The 18,595-nt window shown below is 69.4% G+C and carries 17 protein-coding genes; 8 read left to right on the forward strand and 9 right to left on the reverse strand.

Features of this window, described 5'->3' with window-relative positions; all coding sequences use genetic code 11:
* Positions 1-122 precede the first annotated feature (122 nt).
* Together I6A60_RS13410 and I6A60_RS13415 are read right to left on the reverse strand one after the other, a co-directional pair.
* Positions 123-1,334: a thiolase family protein gene (locus tag I6A60_RS13410; protein ID WP_238441279.1), complete on the reverse strand. Its 1,212-nt coding sequence runs from the start codon at positions 1,332-1,334 to the stop codon at positions 123-125.
* Positions 1,335-1,355: 21 nt separating this feature from the next.
* Complete coding sequence (locus I6A60_RS13415) at positions 1,356-1,748, reverse strand: Zn-ribbon domain-containing OB-fold protein (RefSeq protein ID WP_203022905.1); 393 nt, start codon at positions 1,746-1,748, stop codon at positions 1,356-1,358.
* Positions 1,749-2,047: 299 nt separating this feature from the next.
* Here I6A60_RS13415 and I6A60_RS13420 point away from each other — a divergent pair, with 299 nt between their 5' ends.
* Positions 2,048-2,659 carry a TetR/AcrR family transcriptional regulator gene (locus I6A60_RS13420; protein WP_203022904.1) on the forward strand — a complete coding sequence of 204 codons (612 nt, stop codon included), beginning with the start codon at positions 2,048-2,050 and terminating at the stop codon, positions 2,657-2,659.
* Positions 2,660-2,693: 34 nt separating this feature from the next.
* Here I6A60_RS13420 and I6A60_RS13425 read toward each other — a convergent pair whose 3' ends face one another.
* From I6A60_RS13425 to I6A60_RS13450, 6 genes are all read right to left on the reverse strand, one after another.
* Positions 2,694-3,017, reverse strand: a complete 324-nt coding sequence (locus tag I6A60_RS13425; RefSeq protein WP_203022903.1) for a Rieske (2Fe-2S) protein — start codon at positions 3,015-3,017, stop codon at positions 2,694-2,696.
* 21 nt (positions 3,018-3,038) lie between these two features.
* Positions 3,039-3,821 (reverse strand): SDR family oxidoreductase, encoded by a 783-nt coding sequence (locus I6A60_RS13430; protein WP_203022902.1) that lies wholly within the window; start codon positions 3,819-3,821, stop codon positions 3,039-3,041.
* Positions 3,818-5,095 (reverse strand): amidohydrolase family protein, encoded by a 1,278-nt coding sequence (locus I6A60_RS13435; RefSeq protein WP_203022901.1) that lies wholly within the window; start codon positions 5,093-5,095, stop codon positions 3,818-3,820. The genes I6A60_RS13430 and I6A60_RS13435 overlap by 4 nt, the downstream gene beginning before the upstream one ends.
* Before the next feature lie 135 nt (positions 5,096-5,230).
* On the reverse strand, positions 5,231-5,938 hold the full coding sequence (locus I6A60_RS13440) for an ABC transporter ATP-binding protein (RefSeq protein WP_203042297.1): 708 nt from the start codon (positions 5,936-5,938) through the stop codon (positions 5,231-5,233).
* A complete protein-coding gene (locus I6A60_RS13445) occupies positions 5,928-8,825 on the reverse strand; it encodes a branched-chain amino acid ABC transporter permease/ATP-binding protein (protein ID WP_203022900.1) in 2,898 nt (965 codons plus the stop codon). Before I6A60_RS13445 ends, I6A60_RS13440 begins: the two co-directional genes overlap by 11 nt.
* A gap of 84 nt (positions 8,826-8,909) precedes the next feature.
* Positions 8,910-10,121, reverse strand: a complete 1,212-nt coding sequence (locus I6A60_RS13450) for an ABC transporter substrate-binding protein (RefSeq protein ID WP_203022899.1) — start codon at positions 10,119-10,121, stop codon at positions 8,910-8,912.
* 699 nt (positions 10,122-10,820) lie between these two features.
* Here I6A60_RS13450 and I6A60_RS13455 point away from each other — a divergent pair.
* The 6 genes from I6A60_RS13455 to I6A60_RS13480 all read left to right on the forward strand — a co-directional run bounded on the left by I6A60_RS13455 (position 10,821) and on the right by I6A60_RS13480 (position 16,322).
* Positions 10,821-12,041 carry a CaiB/BaiF CoA-transferase family protein gene (locus I6A60_RS13455; protein ID WP_203022898.1) on the forward strand — a complete coding sequence of 407 codons (1,221 nt, stop codon included), beginning with the start codon at positions 10,821-10,823 and terminating at the stop codon, positions 12,039-12,041.
* A 148-nt stretch (positions 12,042-12,189) separates the two neighbouring features.
* Positions 12,190-13,008 carry an SDR family NAD(P)-dependent oxidoreductase gene (locus tag I6A60_RS13460; protein WP_203022897.1) on the forward strand — a complete coding sequence of 273 codons (819 nt, stop codon included), beginning with the start codon at positions 12,190-12,192 and terminating at the stop codon, positions 13,006-13,008.
* A 271-nt stretch (positions 13,009-13,279) separates the two neighbouring features.
* Positions 13,280-13,804: a helix-turn-helix domain-containing protein gene (locus I6A60_RS13465; RefSeq protein WP_203022896.1), complete on the forward strand. Its 525-nt coding sequence runs from the start codon at positions 13,280-13,282 to the stop codon at positions 13,802-13,804.
* Positions 13,805-13,809: 5 nt separating this feature from the next.
* Positions 13,810-14,409: a PIN domain-containing protein gene (locus I6A60_RS13470; RefSeq protein ID WP_203022895.1), complete on the forward strand. Its 600-nt coding sequence runs from the start codon at positions 13,810-13,812 to the stop codon at positions 14,407-14,409.
* A gap of 342 nt (positions 14,410-14,751) precedes the next feature.
* Positions 14,752-15,066 carry a helix-turn-helix transcriptional regulator gene (locus I6A60_RS13475; protein ID WP_203022894.1) on the forward strand — a complete coding sequence of 105 codons (315 nt, stop codon included), beginning with the start codon at positions 14,752-14,754 and terminating at the stop codon, positions 15,064-15,066.
* A complete protein-coding gene (locus I6A60_RS13480; protein ID WP_203022893.1) occupies positions 15,066-16,322 on the forward strand; it encodes a type II toxin-antitoxin system HipA family toxin in 1,257 nt (418 codons plus the stop codon). The genes I6A60_RS13475 and I6A60_RS13480 overlap by 1 nt, the downstream gene beginning before the upstream one ends.
* Before the next feature lie 150 nt (positions 16,323-16,472).
* Here I6A60_RS13480 and I6A60_RS13485 read toward each other — a convergent pair whose 3' ends face one another.
* Positions 16,473-17,300 (reverse strand): SDR family oxidoreductase, encoded by an 828-nt coding sequence (locus I6A60_RS13485; RefSeq protein ID WP_203022892.1) that lies wholly within the window; start codon positions 17,298-17,300, stop codon positions 16,473-16,475.
* A gap of 167 nt (positions 17,301-17,467) precedes the next feature.
* On the opposite strand from I6A60_RS13485, the gene I6A60_RS13490 reads away from it, so the two are divergent.
* A complete protein-coding gene (locus I6A60_RS13490) occupies positions 17,468-18,592 on the forward strand; it encodes an acyl-CoA dehydrogenase family protein (RefSeq protein ID WP_203022891.1) in 1,125 nt (374 codons plus the stop codon).
* Positions 18,593-18,595: the final 3 nt, after the last annotated feature.

The following is an 18,595-nucleotide window of genomic DNA, read 5'->3' on the forward strand; positions in this document are numbered from 1 at the left end:
TGCATCTCTCTACTGGCAGGGGGAAAGGGCGCCCGGCTCTGATCGGGTGCCGGGCGCCCTCTGACGCAGAAAATTCGGTGACTCAGAAAATTCGGTGACTCAGAAGATTCGGTCGGTCTACCTCAGACGGCCGCCTTCTCCAGGACGTGCACGCCGCAGGCGCTGCCCAGTCCGATGACATGGGCGAGCCCGACGCGGGCGCCCTCGATCTGGCGGTCCCCGGCCTCACCGCGCAGGTGATGGCAGATCTCCCAGACGTTGGCGATACCCGTCGCCGCGATCGGGTGTCCCTTCGACTCCAGGCCGCCGGACACGTTGACGGGCGTCTTCCCGTCGCGCCAGGTCGCCCCCGAGTTGAAGAAGTCGACGGCGCCGCCCTCGGCGCACAGCATCAGGTTGTCGTAATGCACCAGCTCCGCCGTGGCGAAACAGTCATGCAGCTCGACGAGGTCCAGGTCCTCCGGGCCGATGCCAGCCTGCTCGTAGGCCCGGGCGGCGGCCCGCCGGGTCAGCGTGTTGACGTCCGGGAGCACCTGGCAGGCCTCCTGCCAGGGGTCGCTGGTGAGCACCGAGGCGCTGACCTTGACCGCGCGGCGGCGCTGCTCCAGCGACAGCGTCTTCAGCTTGGCGTCGCTGACCAGTACGGCCGCGGCCGCCCCGTCGCAGTTCGCCGAGCACATCGGCCGGGTGTTCGGGTAGGCGATCATGACGTCATTCATGATCTCTTCGACGGTGAACCGCTTCGAGTAGGCCGCGAGCGGGTTCAGCGTCGAATGCGCGTGGTTCTTCTCCGAGATTCGGGCGAACAGCTCGAAATTGACGCCACCGTATTTGTAGCCATACTCCAGGCCGATCTGGGCGAACACTCCCGGCATGGACTCGGTGCCCGTCCTGCCGTCGAGCCCGGCGACCGCACCGAAACGGCCCTCCGGCACCCAGCGGTCGTTCTCCTTGCGACGGCCGGCCGGCCCCAGCAGCCCGGCGCCGGAAAGCTTCTCGACGCCGACGGCCAGGCCGTAGTCCGCCTCCCCCGACCGGATCGCCATGATCGCGACCCGCAGCGCGGTCGCGCCGGTGGCGCAGGCGTTGGCGACGTTGTAGACCGGGATTCCGGTCTGGCCGATCTGCTTCTGCAGCTGCTGGCCGAAGGCCGAGGTCCCGGCCATCAGGCTGCCGGCGGCGAGCACGTCGATGTCGCGCATGCCGACGCCCGCGTCCGCGAGCGCGGCGAGCGCGGCCTCGGAGGCCAGGTCGACCGTGTCCTTGTCCTTGTGCTTGCCGAACTTCGTCATCGAGATCCCGAGGATCCAGACGTCCTGGCTCACCGCGGACATCCTTTCGTCTTGTCCGGCACGTCAGGCCGGCTCGAATCCATAACCGACGGCCTCGACGCCCGCCTCGTCCGCGCCCAGAGAAACGGTGGTCAGCCGGACCTGCATACCCAGTTGCACCTGCCCGGGATCCGGGTCCACATTCACCAGGATTCCGCGCGTGGTGATCCCGCCGCAGTCGACGACGGCCGCCACGTAGGGCACCGGGACACCCGGGCCGGCGGCCGACACGATCGTGAAGGTACGCAGCGTTCCCTCACGCGGGACAGTCACCTCGTGAAAGGCGGTGGCGCCACACGAGGCGCACGCGTTGCGGCGGCCGAAGAATTTTGCCGCGCACTGCTCGCACTCATGGGCGACCAGCCGCGGATCGTCCGAGAGAACCAGATAGTCGACCAGCGGAATCCGATCTGCCACGAACAGCTCCAAGCGCCGGGTGCGCGTCTCGACGACGTCACACGAATGAATCTCGGTCAGGCTGACCCCGGGCCGCGGCGGCTCACTCGCGGCCGGGGATCCAACGGATCGGCAACCGCGGCTCGACACCGGCCCGTGGGCGCCCACGGCGCATGGCCTACGCCACACCCGGGTGCCCTTTCCCGGCCGCAGGGCCGGCCGGGAACCTTCTTTCCGGTCGAGCGACAGGCGCCCAGGGTGACGACGCCGCTATACTTTGGGCGATGAGTACCCCACCAGCCCCGCGCCGAGCCCGTCTTATGCAGGAGCGCTCCAGGGAGACGCGGCGCCGTCTGGTGCGCGCAGCGCTTCAGCTGTGGTCCGAGCGTGGATTCGAGACCGGGATCGAAGAAACGACGGCCGAAGAGATCGCCCAGGCGGCCGGCGTCACGAAGGGCACTTTCTACTTTCATTTCGCCCACAAAGAGGAGATCCTCCTCGAAATGGGCTACGAGACTGCTTCCGTGCTCAGCGAGGAAGCCGCCCGCTGCATCAAGGCGGAGCGCCCTCTTGAAGATTCGCTGCGTCTGCTGATGAACGCGCTCGCGCGGGCAATCAAGGCCGCGGACCCGGCCGCCGTCACCCGTGCGCTCGCCGAGTTCCGGCGGCCCCGCCGGTCCGACACCGAGACGCCGTCCTTCACCCCGGCGTTCGCCGAGGCATTCGAGGTGCTGTTCGAGCGGGCGCAGAAAGAAGGCGAGGTCACCGAGCAGGTCGAGCCCGCCGAGATGGCGCAGATCGTCGAGGCGCTGGTCGTGGACTCCCTGCTCGAGTGGGCGGGAGGCCGCCTTCCCAAGCTCAATGTCTCGCTGCACCGCCGGACGGCCATCGTGCTGGCCGGGCTGCGCCCGGACAACACTCTCACGTTCTGACATCCGCCCGGCGGGTCCTCTCGTCTCTCTCGCGTCAGATCTGTATCTGCACGACGTCGTCCTGAATACGGACTGGGAACACCATCAGGTCCTGGTTGAAACCGTCGGAGTTCGACGGCCGGACGCAGGCACCCGAACGCACGTCATAACGACTGGCGTGCGTCGGGCAGATGATGAAGCAGCCCTGGTCCAACGAGCGTCCGCCGAGTTTGCTGCCCTGGTGTGGGCAGAGGTTCTGGAAGGCGAAGTACTCGCCGTCCACGTTGGCGACGGCGACTGGAAAACCATCCACCATGACGGTCGTCGTCTCGCCCGGCTCGATGAAGTCGATCGGCAGGGCGTCATAGAAATCGGCCACTGAAATCTCCGGCGCCCGCGCCTAGTAGCTGCGGGCGCGCACGACGTCGAGCTTCTGGCCGCGCGGCCGGGTGACGATGAAGACGTGGACGTCGGCCACGCTTTCGACCGTCATTCCGCCGTGCTTGCCAATCACTCGGTTGACAGTTCCCTCGGCCTGCAGCCGCGGCCACACCAGATGGCTGTGCTCCCCGCTGTCCACCCAGTCCGTCGAGCCTCCACCCTCTCCGAGGGCGACGCCCTGGATGAGAGTCGTGACCCGGATCTCCTCCTTCTCGAACTCCAGGGACAAGGCCTGGCCCAGCGCCTCGAGGCCCGCCTTCGTCGCCTTGTAGATGGCCTCGTACGGGAAGACCTCGAGCGTGACCTCGGACGAGGTGTTGACGATGTCGCCACCGCCCGCGGCCCGCAGCAGCGGGATCGCCGCGCGGCAGGTGTAGACGGGGCCGAGCAGGTTGCACCGCACGACCGTGAGGATCTCGTCGTCGGTGAGCGCCTCGAACGGTGCCGGCCGGTGCAGGCCGGCATTGTTGATGAGGACGTCCAGCTTCCCGAACCGGTTCTTGATGGCGTCGAAGCTGGCCTGGACGCTGTCGGGATCACCGACGTCGGTCGTCAGGCCCAACGCGCGCGGCCCGAGCTGTTCTTCGAGCGCCTTCAGCCGGTCGGCGCCACGAGCCAGCAGAACCACGTCGGCGCCCTCGGCCGCGAACCGCCGCGCGATGGCGAGCCCGGAGCCGCTGGTCGCCCCGGTCACCGCGACGACCTTGCCGGCGAGCTGTCCCGCGCCGTTGCTCTCGCTCATGCGCTCAGCACCCCGATTCCCGCGGCCTCGTTGCGTCGCCGCCATTCGTCCTTGGACATCCGGGTGACGTCGACGTGCGCCGCGGCGGCCCGCGCCCGCAGCGCCCCGACCGTGGCGTCCTCGCGCGCGATCGTGGTGAAGGGGTCGAACCCGAAGAACCGGCAGGCGTTCTGCCAGGTGATCTTGTGGGTCTCCTCCTCGGTCACCCCCGCGTCGGTCAGCTCGCCCCACAGCAGCTCGGGCGACTCCGGCCAGGTGGTGTCCGTGTGCGGGTAGTCCGACTCCCACGCGATGATGTCGATGCCGATCTCGTGCCGGTTCTTCAGGCCGATCGGGTCGGTGATGAAGCAGCCGAGGACGTGCTCGCGGAACAGATCCGACGGCAGCTTGCCGCCGAAGTCGTTGTGCAGCCACACCTGGTTCTTCACGTGCCGGTCGGCCCGCTCCAGGTAGAACGGGATCCAGCCGATCCCGGCCTCCGAGAAAGCGATCTTCAGCGTCGGGTACCTGAGCAGCACCCCGCCGAAGATCAGGTCCTGCGCGACCAGCGTCATGATCTGGGTCGACAGGATGATTGAGTGGTCCGGCGGGGCCTCGGTCGGCAGCTTCAGCAGGCCCATGCCGCCGCCGATGTGCAGGCAGAGCACGGTCCCGGTCTCGACGACCGCCTCCAGCAGCGGGTCCCAGTGGCCGGACAGCAGGCTGGGGTAGCCCTGCGCGTGCGGCGCCTCCAGGAAGCTGACCGCCGGGCAGCCCTTCGCGGACAGCCGGCGCACCTCGGCCGCGGCGATCCGCGGGTCCCACATCGGCAGCATCCCGATCGGGATGAACCGCCCGGGCGCGCCGGCGCACCACTCGTCGATGTGCCAGTCGTTGTAGGCCTGCAGCATGATCAGCGAGAGCTGCTTGTCCGGGGCCTCGGCGAAGGTCCTGGCGTTGTAGCCGGCCATGCTGGGGAAACACATCGAGGCCAGCACACCGTTGGCGTTCATGTCGTCGACCCGGGCCTTCAGGTCGAAGCAGCCTGGCCGCAGCTCGGTGTAGGTGCCGGGGTCGCGACCCCACTCCTCCGCGGGCCAGCCGACCGTGGCGGCCATGCCGAACGGCGTCGAGGTCGCCGCGCCCTGGAAGACCCACTGGTCGATCCCGCCGGGGGTACGGATGACCTTCGGCGCCAGGTCCCGGTACTTGGCGGGCACGTGCCGCTCGTACATGTCGGGCGGCTCGATCGAATGATCATCGATGCTCACGAGGATCATGTCTTCTTTTTGCATCCGCACGTGACCTTTCGTGCTCCACGATCGGCACTGTCAGTATTTTGACTCAGTTTAACTATGAGTCGGGTTCTCCGCCAGCGGCGGGCCGTCGGCAGTGCTCAGAAGCCCACGTCCCTCAGGAACCCACGTCCCTCAGGAACCCACGTCCTGGCCCAGGTAGGCGCGCTCGATCCGGCGCAGGTTCTGCCGCGCCTCGTCGGCCGAGCCGGACCAGACCAGACTGCCGCGCTGCAGGATGTACGCCCGGTCGGCGACCGCGAGGGCCTGGCGGGCGTGCTGCTCGACAAGCAGCACGCCCGTGCCCCGGTCGGCCGCGCCGCGCAGCGCCTGCATGAGCCTCGTGACGATCTTGGGGGCGAGCCCCAGCGACAGCTCGTCGGCCAGCAGGACGGCGGGGTCCGCGGCCAGCGCCCTGGCGGTCAGCAGCATCCGCTGCTCACCCCCGGACAGCAGCCCGGCCCGCCGGCGCAGCAGCGGCCGAAGCTCGGGGAAGAGCTCCAGCGCGTGCTCGATCGGCCCGCGCCCGATCCGCAGGTTGTCGTGCACCGACAGCCGGGAGATCACCGAGCGCTCCTCGGGGATCACCCCCAGGCCGGCCCGGACCCGGTGGTGCAGCGCGGCCTTCATCGGGCTGTCGCGCCAGAGCACCTCGCCGCCCAGACCGGGCAGCGCCCCGGCCATCGTCAGCAGGGTCGTCGTCTTGCCGGCCCCGTTCGGGCCGAGCACGACGACGATCTCGCCGGGACGCACGTCCAGGCTCACGTCCCGCACGCACGGGACCTTCCGGTAGCCGGCGAACAGGCCCCTGGCCTCCAGCACGGGTGCCGTCTCAGCGGGCATCGCCGACCACCTCCTGCTCCCGGACCTGCTGCTCCTGGACCTGCTGCTCCTGGCCGGCCGACGACTCGTCGTCCGGCTCGTCGTGACGCTCCTCGCCGAGGTAGGCCGCGACGACGCGCGGGTCGTCCCGGATCTCGGCCGGCGTCCCGGTGGCGATGACCTTGCCGAAGTCCATGACCACGATGCGGTCACAGACCCGGTTGAGCATCGCCACGTCGTGCTCGACCAGCAGGATCCCGATGCCCCACTCGTCGACCAGCCGGCGCACCAGCGCGGACAGCTCCTGCGTCTCGGTCTCGTGCAGGCCGGCGGCCGGCTCGTCGAGCAGCAGGATCGACGGCTCGGCCGCGATCGCCCTGGCGATGGCCACCTGGCGGCGCCGGCCGTAGGGCAGCTCCGACGGCACCCGGTGCAGGTCGCCGGCCAGCTCGAACATCGCGATGGCCGACCGCGCGGCCGGGGTCAGCTCGGTCCGGCGCGGCACGACCAGGTCGGACAGGTAGGACGCCGAGTCGCGCGGGTCCGAGGCGGTCCGCAGGTTCTCCAGGACGCTCAGCTGGTCGAACAGCTCCAGCGACTGGAACGTCCGGCCGATGCCCAGCCGGGCCCGCTTGCGGGCGTTCATCCCGTCGATCCGGACGCCGTCGAGCAGGATCGTCCCGCCACCGATGCGGTTGAAGCCGGTGACCGCGTCGATGAAGGTGGTCTTGCCGGCGCCGTTCGGCCCCATCACCCCGACGACCTCGCCGGGCCGAACGTCGATCGACACGCCGCCGAGCGCCTGCACCCCGCCGAAGCGGACCGAGACGTCCTGGACCTCCAGCACGCGCGGCGTCACCCGGCGCGGCACGGCCGGCGACGCGGCCGCCGCGGCGACCAGATGCGCCACCTCTGCCGGAAGCGCCTCGGACCGCGGGGCCTTGGCTGTCGCCCCTTCGGACGTCGTCCCTTCGGACGTCGCCGCGTCGGACTTCGTCCAGTCAGCCGGTGACCCGTCGGACGGCGCTCCGTCCGCAGCCGCCGCGCGGCGCAGTGGCAGCCGCACCCGCGACCACCGCAGCGTGACGATCCTGGCGGCCAGCCCGTTGGGGTAGCCCACCAGTGTCGGGACCAACAGGACCGCGAGGGCCAGGGTGACGTACTGGTTGATCGAGCTGCTGGTGAACACCTCGCCGAAGATCTTGGTGGTCACGCCACCCGTCACGTTGGCGCCGGCCAGGACGGTACCGACCAGGAAGCCCACGCCGCTGATGACGGTGTTGATGATCACCGAGATCGAGTTGAAGACGTTGTACTGGCTGAAGTCCACGTAGCTCGCCTGGAAGGCCAGCAGCACTCCGCCGAGCCCCGCGATCGCCGCCGACAGCGCGAACGAGTAGAGCTTGGCGCCGTAGACGCTGATTCCCAGCGACGCGGCCGCCCGCTCGTTGCCGCGGACCGCGACGAGGCGCCGACCGGACCGTCCCCGCCTGATGTTGCCGGCCACCAGCGCGGCCAGCAGCAACGCGACGAGACAGACGATCGCGTACCGCTTGGGGTGGTTGACCGCGTCGATGTCCCAGCCGAACAGGGTGGGCGGGTTGACGACGGTGCCTTCCAGGCCGCCGGTCAGCGGCACGCTCTGGAACAGGATGCTCTGGAACGAGTACGCCAGGCCGAAGGTCGCGATCGCGAGGTGGATGCCTCGGGTCCGCAGTGCCGGCAGCCCGACCAGGACGCCCACCGGCACGGCCGCGGCGACGCCGATGACCAGCGCCAGCAGGAACGGCAGGCCATGGGTGGCGGCGAGCCGCGAGGCGACGTAGCCGCCCCAGCCGGCGAACGCGTACTGCGCCAGGGACAGCTGGCCGGCGTAGCCGGTCACCACGACGAGGGAGACGCAGATGATCGCCCCGATCGTCGTGGCGGTCAGCGCGTCGCTCCAGTCGTTGGGCGTGGTGAGGATCAGCACCACCCCGGCCGCGACGGCGACCGCCAGCCGGGTCGGGCGCAGAACGCCTGTCCCGATCTCCGGGAGCAGCTCGTTGACGTGGCTGCGCAGCGGCAGGCTCTGGCCCCGGGCGACGAGCACCAGGATGACCAGCAGGAACGGGACAGCGTCGCCCCAGCCCGCGGCGCGCACGTAGTTGGTGATCTCCGACTGCGCGATGCCGATAACCAGGGAGGCGATGAGCGCGCCCACGAAGGAGTCGAACCGGGCCACCATCGCGGTCGCCAGGGCCGGGATGATCAACAGGACGAGCGTGTTGATGTCCAGCCCGGCGATCGGCGCGATCAGGATGCCGGCGAGCCCGGCGAGCATCGCGCCCAGGGCCCAGTTCACCGCGGCGATGACGTCGGGCGAGTGGCCGGCGAGCTGCGCGGCGCGCTCGTTCTCGGCGACCGCCGAGGTGATCGCGCCGAACTTGCTGTACCGGTAGACCGCCCACAGCGTCGCCGACACCACGACGGCGAGGCCGAGCAGCACGAAGCGGTCCAGCCCGACCGCCGCTCCGCCGCCGATGTCGATGCTCTTCGACGGCAGGAAGGACGGCACGATCCGGATCGAGGACCCGAACACGATGCGGCCGAGCTGCTGCAGCATCACCATGACGCCGAGAGTCGCGATCACCCTCGTCAGCGGCGGCGCGTTCCGCAGCGGGCGCATCACCAGGAAATGCATGAGCAGCCCGGCCACGCCCGAGATGAGCAGGGCCACCACGACGGACGGAACGGTCGGCAGACCGGCCCGGACGTGCAGGTCGTAGTAGGCCAGGGCGCCCACGGCGGCGAACGCGCCCTGGGCGAAGTTCAGGACACCCGAACCCCGATAGACGAGGACGAGGCCTTGGCCGGCAAGGGCGTAGATGCCCCCGAGTCCCAGGCCTAGGAAAAGGAAGCGGATCACAGGACCACCCCCTGCCCGCGGGTCGTTACCGACCCGCGGGCATCGCGGCTGTCAGCCATCGAGTTCGTCACGGATTGGCGTTGGTTACGGCTTGGGCGAGAAGATCGGCACGTAGCCGTCCGACGTCTGGACGAGCTTTCCGTCCTTCACGACGCCCTCGACGATCTGGTGGTTGAACAGGCGCCCAAGGCCGGGGAAGTCGAAGTCCTTGGCCGTCGTGTAGCCGTCGGGGAGCAGGCCGAAGACGTTGAAGTTGGTCAGGTTGCTCAGCGCCGCGAGCATCGAGGCCCGGGTGACGGGACCGGTCACGGTCCGGGCCACCTGCGCGAACGCCCAGGTGCTGAGCCAGGCGTTCAGGCTGATTGCGTCGACGGCCGCCTTCGGCTGGTACTTGGCCATCTCGGCGCGGAACCGGACGATGCCCGCGTCCGAGCTGGTCACCAGCGGCAGGCCGGCGGAGACCAACACGCCGTCGGCCTTGCCGCCGAGCGCCGAGAGGGTGCTGGCCGTGAGCGACGCCGCGCTGGTGGAGATCTTCTGGCTGAAGTTGCCGCTCTTGGCGACGTTGAGCCAGGCGGCGAACTGGGTCGGCATCACGGCCAGCGCCACGCCGTCGCCCTTGGCCCCGCTGGTCACCTGCGGGGTCAGGTCGGTGGCGGACACCTCGATCGGGATGCCACCCATCAGCTTCAGGCCCCGGCCCTGCTGCAGCACGATCTGGTTGAACGGCACCGCGGCCGCGGCGGCGGCGACGTTGGTGTAGGCGACCTGGATCTGCTTCGCGCCGCTGTCGGCGAGCACGGTCGACAGGCCCGCTCCGTCCGACCCGGCGAGCGGGAAGGAGTTCTTCGACGTGAGGATCGACTGGGCCGTCGGCGAGGCGCCGATGTTCGCGATGTGGGCCGCGTTCAGGATGGTGTTGACCTGCTCGGGGAACGCCTCGTAGTCGCCGACCTCGGCGAGCACGTTCGGGTTCGAGACGATGCCGCGGGCGCAGGTCACCGCGGCGGTCGGGCTGTCGGTGCCCTTTGCGTCGCAGACCTTGACCTCTAGCGGGTGGCCGTTGATGCCGCCCGACGCGTTCACGGCCGCGGCGGCGGCCTGGGCCGCCTGGTAGGCCTCGGTACCCGGCGTGACGCTGGACAGGGCAGTGATCACCTCGACGGTGTACGGCGTGCCCTTGAGGCCGTTCGTCGAGCTGTCCGTGCTCTTCCCGTCGCTGCCGCCACAGGCAGCGACCAGTGCCGCTAACAAGCCGGCGGCGGCGGTAAGCGAGATCAACTTGTGGTTCTTCACGCCGGGACTTCCCTTCGAATACGGACTTTCTCCGCGATGGCGTTCGGAGACTTGCTGCGAAGACTTGCCTCGAAGACTTGCTTCGATGGCCGTTCGAACTCGGCGCCGCGACCCGCGCGACACCGTCGGCTCCTCACGAGCCGGGCGCGGCCAAGGCCCGGGCTTGCATTGATCGTTTACTGGGCTGCCGGACAGCGGAAACTGGCCGTGCCCCCGTTCGCTCGGCCCCACGCCACCCCTCCCGGGCGCGGACCTCCCGGGCGCGGACCTCCCAGCTCCGTCGACGCGGGACCGAGTCAGGTTTGTACTGAGTACAAGATCTGAGGGGTACTGTTTAGCAGGTGGCGGCAGGTCGCACAAGGCTTCGCCGCGAACCCACGGCCCCACAGCGGCCCGCGGCGGCACGGCGGCTCCGCCGGCCCGCTTGCCCAATTTGGGCCCAACATAGGCGGTGACCCCAACGTTCACGCATCCGACGGCCGCGGTGCCAACACGGCCGGCACCCGGCGCGCAGGATCGACCTGGCGCCGCCGCCGACCGCGAGCCCGGCCCACCACCACGCATGGAAGCCGGCCGGCCACGAACCCACCGCTTGTAAACTTATACTCAGCCTAACTATGGTGTTCCGTGACGAGCCGTTCGCCGACCCACCCGTGGTCCGACCGGCTTCCAGCCGTACGTAGGAAGGACCGCGGATCCGTGCACCAGCCCATGGCAGGCGTCAAGATGGTCGAGGTCGCCCAGTTCACCTTCACCCCGGCGGCGGGTGGAGTCCTCGCCGAGTGGGGCGCGGATGTGATCAAGGTCGAGCACGCCGAGCGTGGTGACGCCCAGCGGGGAATGGTGAACCACCCGAAGGACGGCACGTTCCACCCGATCATGGATCACCCCAACCGGGGCAAGCGCAGCATCGGCCTCGACCTGGAGAACCCCGCGGGGTACGAGGTGCTGCTCGAGCTGCTCAGGGACGCGGACATCTTCCTCACCAACTTCCTGCCAGACGCCCGCAGGCGGCTGAAGCTGGAGGTCGAGGACATCCGCAAGGCCAACCCGGACATCATCTACGTGCGCGGCAGCGCCCACGGCCAGCGTGGGCCGTGGGCGGAGAAGGGCGGGTACGACGGCTCCTCGTTCTGGTGCCGCATGGGTAGTGCGTGGGGCGTGACGCCACCGGACAGCCCGCGGGTCATCTCCATGCCGGGCGGCGCCTACGGCGACTCCATGGGTGGGATGACGATCGCCGGCGGAATCGCCGCCGCGCTCTACGGCCGCGCGACGACCGGAGAGACGTCGGTCATCGACGTCTCGCTCATGAGCGTCGGAGCCTGGGCCTTCGCCCTCGATCTGAGCAACGCGGCGCTGAACGGGCCCGAGAAGGAACCGATCTCCATCAACCAGATGATGGCGAACGCACCGCTGAACCCGACGGTCGGCCACTTCCGTACCTCGGACGGGCGCTGGATCAACTTCACCATGATCCAGCCCTTCCGGTACTTCGCCGACGTCTGTCGTCACCTCGGCCTCGACGAGCTCATCGACGACGAGCGCTTCAGCACGGCCGCGAAGCTCATGGCCAACGCGACCGACGCCGCCCGGTACATCACCGAGGCGATCGCCCAGCAGCCGTTCGCCTACTGGAGCAAGCACCTGCAGACGCTGGAGGGCCCCTGGGCCCCCGTGCAGGGCCCGCTGGACATCCTCGACGACCCGCAGATGGAGGCCAACGGCTACCTCCGGCCCGTCCTGGACAGCGAGGGCAAGGAACGCCGGCTGGTCTCCAACCCGGTGCAGTTCGACACGCAGCCGCCCACGATCGCCCGTGGGCCCCTGTTCGCCGAGCACACCGACGACCTGCTGCGCGAGCTCGGACACTCGGAGGACGAGATCCTCGAACTGAAGATTGCCGGCGCCGCGACCTGACGGATTCTGGTGCCGATCTCGTGGTCCAGGGCCGCAGCCCGCCCCCATGATCGCCGTTTTGGCCCTCCGGTGGTCGCAAAATGACCGCGAATACGACCCCCAGAGGGCTGAATCGGCGATCATGCCGCCCGGAGAAAGAGGCAGCAACGTGAGCTTCACGATCGACCTCGGCGAACGCACAGCTCTGGTGACGGGTGGCGGCCAAGGCGTAGGCCGCGCAGTCTGCCTGTCCCTCGCCGCCGCGGGTGCCAAGGTGCTCGTCAACGACTTCGTGCCCGAGCGGGCCGACGAGGTCGTCAAGGAGATCGAGGCCGCCGGCGGGACCGCGGCGGCCCGGCCGTTCGATGTCTCCGACTACGCGGCCGTGACCGGCGCGATCGGCGCCGACCAGGTGGACATCCTGGTCAACAACGCCGGGAACGCGGGGCCCGGCGGCTGGGACGTGAAGGCCCCGGCCACCGGCTCCAAGGGGGTCTCGGTCAGCGTCGGCGCGTTCGCGACCACCGAGCCGGCCGACTGGGACCGCTACTTCGCCGTCAACCTGTACGGCGTCATGAACTGCACCCGCGTCGCGCTGCCCGGCATGATCGCCGCGGGCGAGGGCCGGGTCATCACGATCGTGTCCGACGCTGGCCGGGTCGGGGAGCCGAACATGGCCCCGTACTCCGCGGCCAAGGCCGGGGCGGCGGGCTTCATGCGGGCGCTGGCCCGGGAGGTCGGCGGCGGCGGCATCACGGTCAACAACGTGTCGCTCTCGACGGTGGACACCATGGGGCTGGAGGAGATGGCCCGCGAGAACGACCAGCTGGCCGACCGGCTGCGCCGCCAGCTCAAGCGGTACATGGTGCCGCGGCTGGGGCGCCCCGACGACGTAGCCGGGCTCGTCACGTTCCTCGCGAGCCCGCTCGCCGCGTGGATCACCGGCCAGACCTACCCGGTCAACGGCGGCTACTCGGTCTCCGTGTAACGGCCGGGCCCGCCACAAGCCCCCGGACGGTTCGAGCCACAAGCCGTCGACAGCGTGGAGATCCTCACCCAACCAAGCCACCGCGACCATGCACCCAACCTGGACTCCAGGTCTGAGCGCCCCTGCGCCTGGTCTGATGTGTACGGACGTCGGATGCTCTAGCCGAGTTGGGCAGGTGCGATGGCCGTCGGCGGGCAGCTACCGCAGGCGGTCGACGTAGAATCGAGCGAAACGAGCATGCCGATCGTTCCGATCGTCTTGGAGGCCGTTCATGACCTCGCCCGCCCGCCCCGAGCCGCTCCACGACGAGACGTACCTGCCAGGCGACGACACCGGTGAGATCATCGACTTCCTGGCCGCGCTCCGCGACCGCGGCCGGCAGACCGCCGACCGGCGGCCTCGGCTCACCGGCCCAGACGGACACGGGGTCGAGCTTCCCGAACAGATGTTCGACGTCCTTCTGCAGGTCGCCGCGGCGATGAAGGCGGGCCTGGCAGTCACGGTGGCACCGCACCATCTGACGATGTCCACCCAGGAGGCCGCGGACCTGCTCCGGATCTCCCGCACCACCCTGGTCCGGCTGCTCGAAAGCGGCGCCATCCCCTTCGAGAAGCCCAGCCGCCACCGCAAGGTCCGCCTCGACGATCTCCTCGAGTACCGCCGACGCCAGCGCCTCGCCGCCGATCTCGCCTTCGTCGACATGGTCGCCGACACCGAGCGTCTCGGCCTCTACGACATCGGCCTCGACGAGACCCGGGCGGCGCTGAAAGCCGCCCGCAAGAAGGCCGAAGGCTGACCAGGATGTTCTCCGCGCTGCTCGATACCTGCGTCCTGGTGCCCAGTAGGGCCCGCGATGTACTGCTGGAGATCGCTAGCACGGGCGCCTACCGGCCGCTGTGGTCGAGCGAGATCTTGGACGAGCTCGAACGGACCCTGCGCACACTGCTCGGCAAGCGCGAAACCTCACCGGAAGAAATCGACGCCTACCTCACCCGCCTCTTCCGGCAGATGAGGACCGCCTTCCCGGACGCGCCCGTGACCGGGTGGGAGCGGCTCGTGCCGACCATCAAACTCCCCGACCCCGACGACCGACACGTGGTCGCCGCCGCCATGGCCGGCCGAGCTGACGTGATCGTCACCGACAACCTCGCGGACTTCCCGCCCAGTGCGCTGCCCGCGCCCCTGACTCGCCAGACTCTCGACGACTTCCTCCTCGACGAACTCGACCTCCACCCCGACCTCGTCGTCAGAGCCGTTCGTGCCATCGCCGCCAGGACCGGAAGATCCGGCCCCACACTGGCCGCCTACGACATCGCTTCCTACTTACGCGATCACGGCGCCCCAGCGTTCGGCGAGCGCCTTCTCGTCGCACTCGATCAGACTGCGACGCCCGCTTCGTAGGTGACATGGCCCGGCTCGGCGCATGTCTGGTCGATCGGCTGTACCACAGTCCCCGCGAGCACAGTCACCAGACGCGCGGATGCGTTAGGAACCAGCAGTTGTCCGGAGCACACGTTCGATCCGGTAGATCGTGCGCCTCTGGTGACGATCACCCGGAATCTTCCCTGGCCAGGGTCCATGTGGCAGCGGACGGGCAGCGATCTCAGGCCGCTCGACCAAGATCGAAACGTTCGTACGCTGGTCCACATGGTCCACAAACCCCTGTCACCAGGTCGGGCACCACGCGGAGGCAGCCGCACTTAACGACGAACTTAGGCGCCGTAGACGCGTACGATGGAGGCCATGGTCGGCGACAGAGCCTCGCACGCCACGCCGTTGTCCGTGGCGCGATCGCTGCGTCTGCTCGGCGAGCATGTGTCGACCTGGCGGAAGCTGAACCGGCTGACCGCGGCCCAGGTCGCCGAGCGAGCCGGGATCTCACGGGACACGCTGCGCGCCATCGAGCAGGGTAAGGGCACCGCGAGCACCGAAAACCTCTTCCGGGTGCTACGCACTGTCGGGATCATGGATGCCGTCGTGAGGGCCACCGACCCGTACGAGACCGACGTCGGCCGCCTACGCATGGACGAGATCCTCCCCAAGCGAGTACGGCACTGATGGCCGGACGGGATCCTGTCGAGGTCACCGTCGAGATCGACGGGCAGGAGACCGCCGCCGGAACGTTGTGGCTTCACGACCGCGGCGGACAGAGCGCCACGTTCCGATATGCCGACGCCTACCTGACCAACCCGGCCGGATACGACCTCGACCCGGCGTTGGCCAGGGCCGCCGGTGTCTTCCACACGCCGCCCGGGTCGGCAATCTTCAACGCGTTCGCAGACAGCGCCCCCGACCGATGGGGTGAGAACCTCATGAGGCGTGAGGAGCGCGAGCGCGCGCGTGCCGCCGAGACGACTCCTCGCACCCTCGGCAAGGCCGACTTCCTTCTCGGGGTCCGGGATGACACCCGCCAGGGAGGTGTCAGGTTTCGCCGGCCGGCAACCGCCACCTATTACTCGACGCACCGGCACTCGGTCCCACGGCTGATCGACCTGGCCCGGCTCCTGCGAGCAGCCGACCGTGTCCGGACGGAGGGCGACTTCGACCGCGACCTCGCGGACCTCATCGACGCAGGTAGCTCGCTCGGCGGTGCGCGCCCCAAGGCAGCGGTACGCGACGCGTCCGGTCGGCTCTCGATCGCCAAGTTCCCGCGTCTGGACAGTGACGAATGGGATGTGGCCGGTTGGGAGGAAGTACAACTGAGACTCGCTCGGAGAGCGGGGCTCACGGTGGCCGAGTCGGAACTGCTGACCGTTGCCGGCCGGCACGTACTACTCCTGAGCCGTTTCGACCGCATCGGCGCGCGGCGTGTGGGGTTCACGAGCGCCCTGACAATGCTCGAGGCCGCCGACGGGGACCTCCGCAGCTACCTCGAGATCGCCGAGGTGATCGAACGTCACTCGCCAAGAGCTGACGCTGACCTGCGTGAGCTCTACCGGCGGATCCTGTTCTCCATCCTGACTGGGAACACCGACGACCATCTACGCAATCATGCGTTCCTGCGTGAGCGGGACGGCTGGGCGCTCTCCCCTGCCTATGACCTCAACCCGAATCCCGACGCCCCAGCCCGGCTGAGCACCGCCGTCGATCTCGACAACACCGACGCAAGCATCGACGTCGCGCTGTCGGTAGGCACCTACTTCCGTCTGTCGCCGCCGAGTGCCCGCGACCTCGTCAGGGAAGTGGAGACTGCCACAGCGGGCTGGCGGCAGGCCGCCGCCGCGCTCGACATCCCGAAAAGCCAGGCCGACCGGATGGCGGTGGCCTACGAGAGCGAACAGCGACGGATCGCACGCGCTCTCAGCGTGCCTTGAGGATCCGAGCGGCGCGCGTGCTCGCGTCAGAGCCTTCCTGACGATCCGGTAGATGATGTTCCGGTAGGGCACTCCGCGTGCCCGTTCGCCGGCTGGACTGGCACGGCGCAGGTCCTCCCGGGGTCACCCGGGAGGACCTGCGCCAGGAGCTCAGACTTTGGTCTCGCTCATCAGGAAGTCGATGGTCGGCTTGCCCGCCTCCCAGGAGCCGGCGATGGAGGCCTTGACGTGGCCGTAGTCGACCAGCACGCTCTCGCCGCTGAGCCCGATCGCGGCGTCGCTGTTCAGGAAGGCCATCACGTTGCCCATCTGCTCCGGCTGCAGCGGCGGGGCACCCACGGCCTCGCGATACTGCTGGTCGAAGCCGCCCCAGGAGTTCGCCCTGGCCAGCGGCGTCTCGGTCGGCCCGGGGCAGATCGCGTTGATCCGGATGCCCTTGCTGGCGTACGTGTAGGCCGCCCGGGCCACCCAGGTGTTCACGGCCTGCTTGCTGAACATGTAGCTGTCCGTGTCCGGGTGGGAGGACACCCAGGCCTCGGCCTCCTCGTAGGACTCCGTCGCCAGGAAGTCGACCAGCGCCGGCAGGTGGTTCGTCCAGCCGAGGCCGGCGACCGACGAGATCAGGCAGATCGCCGACCCGGCGCCTAGCCGGCCGTCGGCGATGAGCCGGTCGACGATGTGGCGGTGCGAGATGAAGTTGACCCGCATCGTTCCCGGGCCGCCGCCAATCCCGGCCGCGGCGAACACCGCGTGCACCGGGCCGGGGACCTGGTCGAGCGCCGCGTCGATGCTCGCGCGGTCGAGCAGGTCGACCTCGATCGACTTCGCGACCGAGTAGTCGACCGGCACCCGGTCCAGCACCGTGACCTCGGCTCCGAGCGCCGCGACCGCGTGCGCCGCGGCGGCGCCCATGCCGGTCGCACCGCCGACTACCAGGGCATGTTTCCCGTCGTAACGGAAGGCCTGCGCATCGCCCATCACTCTCTAACCTCCGGGATCGCCAGTCAGCTCCGGTCCGTGCTAGAACCGAGCAACAAGGTAAATTATACTGAGTTGAAACTTCGAGCGCCAGGACGGCTCGCGGCACGCACGGCCAGGCCGCCAGGCAGGCACGTCGCGGCACGAGACCTCCGAAGGGAACAGGCATGGACCCTGATCTCAGCTCCGACCAGCGGCTCCTGCGCGAGACCACTGAGCGGTTCATCGAGGCGAACCTGCCGTTGGACAAGCTCCGCGAGCTGATCGACACGGGCCGCGAGGTCGACCCGTCCTACCGGCTCGAAGGCGCGGAGCTGGGCTGGTTCGCCTTCCTCGCCCCGGAGTCCCTCGGCGGCGGCAGCGTGTCGGGCGACGGCGTGCTCGACCTCGTCATCCTGGCCGAGCTGCGCGGCCGCCACCTGCAGCCGGGCACGTTCATCGACACCAACCTCGCGGTGGCGACACTGTCGCGCGAGGGCTCGCCGGAGCACCGCGACACGGTCGTGCCCGCGCTGATCGCCGGCGAGCAGAGCGTGGCCTGGGCCGCGGCGGACCTGACCGGCGACTGGTCCGGCGCCGCCGGGGTCGACTGCGGGCCGGTCCCGGGCGGCTACCGGCTCACCGGCCACAAGGGCCTGGTGATCGAGGCGCAGTCGGCCCACTGGCTGCTCGTGACGGCCGCCTCGCCCGACGGGCCGACGCAGTTCCTGCTACCGGCCGACACACCCGGGGTGACCGTGGAGGTGTTGGCCGGCCTGGACCTCAGCCGCCGGCTGTGCCAGGTCCACTTCGACGACGTCGAGGTCGCCGAGTCCGCGCTGGTGGGCGTACCCGGTGGCGCGGCGGCGGCCGTCGAGACCCAGCTGCGGCTGGCCAGCGTGCTCAGCGCCGCGGAGACCGTGGGCGCCATGCAGTACCTGTTCGACCTGACCGTGCAGTACTGCAAGGACCGGACCGCGTTCGGCCGGCCGATCGGCTCGTTCCAGGCGGTCAAGCACCAGCTGGCCGACACCAGCCTGGCGTTGGAGATGAGCCACGCCGTGGCCAGCGCGGCGGCGCGCGACTCCCAGAGGGAGACCGACGGCGCGGCGCACGCGGCAAGCATGGCGAAGGCGTTCGTCGGCGACGCGGCGGTCGAGCTCGCGCACAAGTGCTGGCAGCACTTCGGCGGCATCTCCTACACCTGGGAGCACGACTTCCACCTCTACCTCCGTCGGCTGACGACCGACCCGGCCCTGTACGGATCGCCGACGTGGCACCGGGAACGGCTCTGCCAGCTCGCCGGCCTCTGAGGC

The sequence above is a fragment of the Frankia sp. AgB1.9 genome, assembly GCF_016786355.1.
Taxonomy (GTDB): domain Bacteria; phylum Actinomycetota; class Actinomycetes; order Frankiales; family Frankiaceae; genus Pseudofrankia.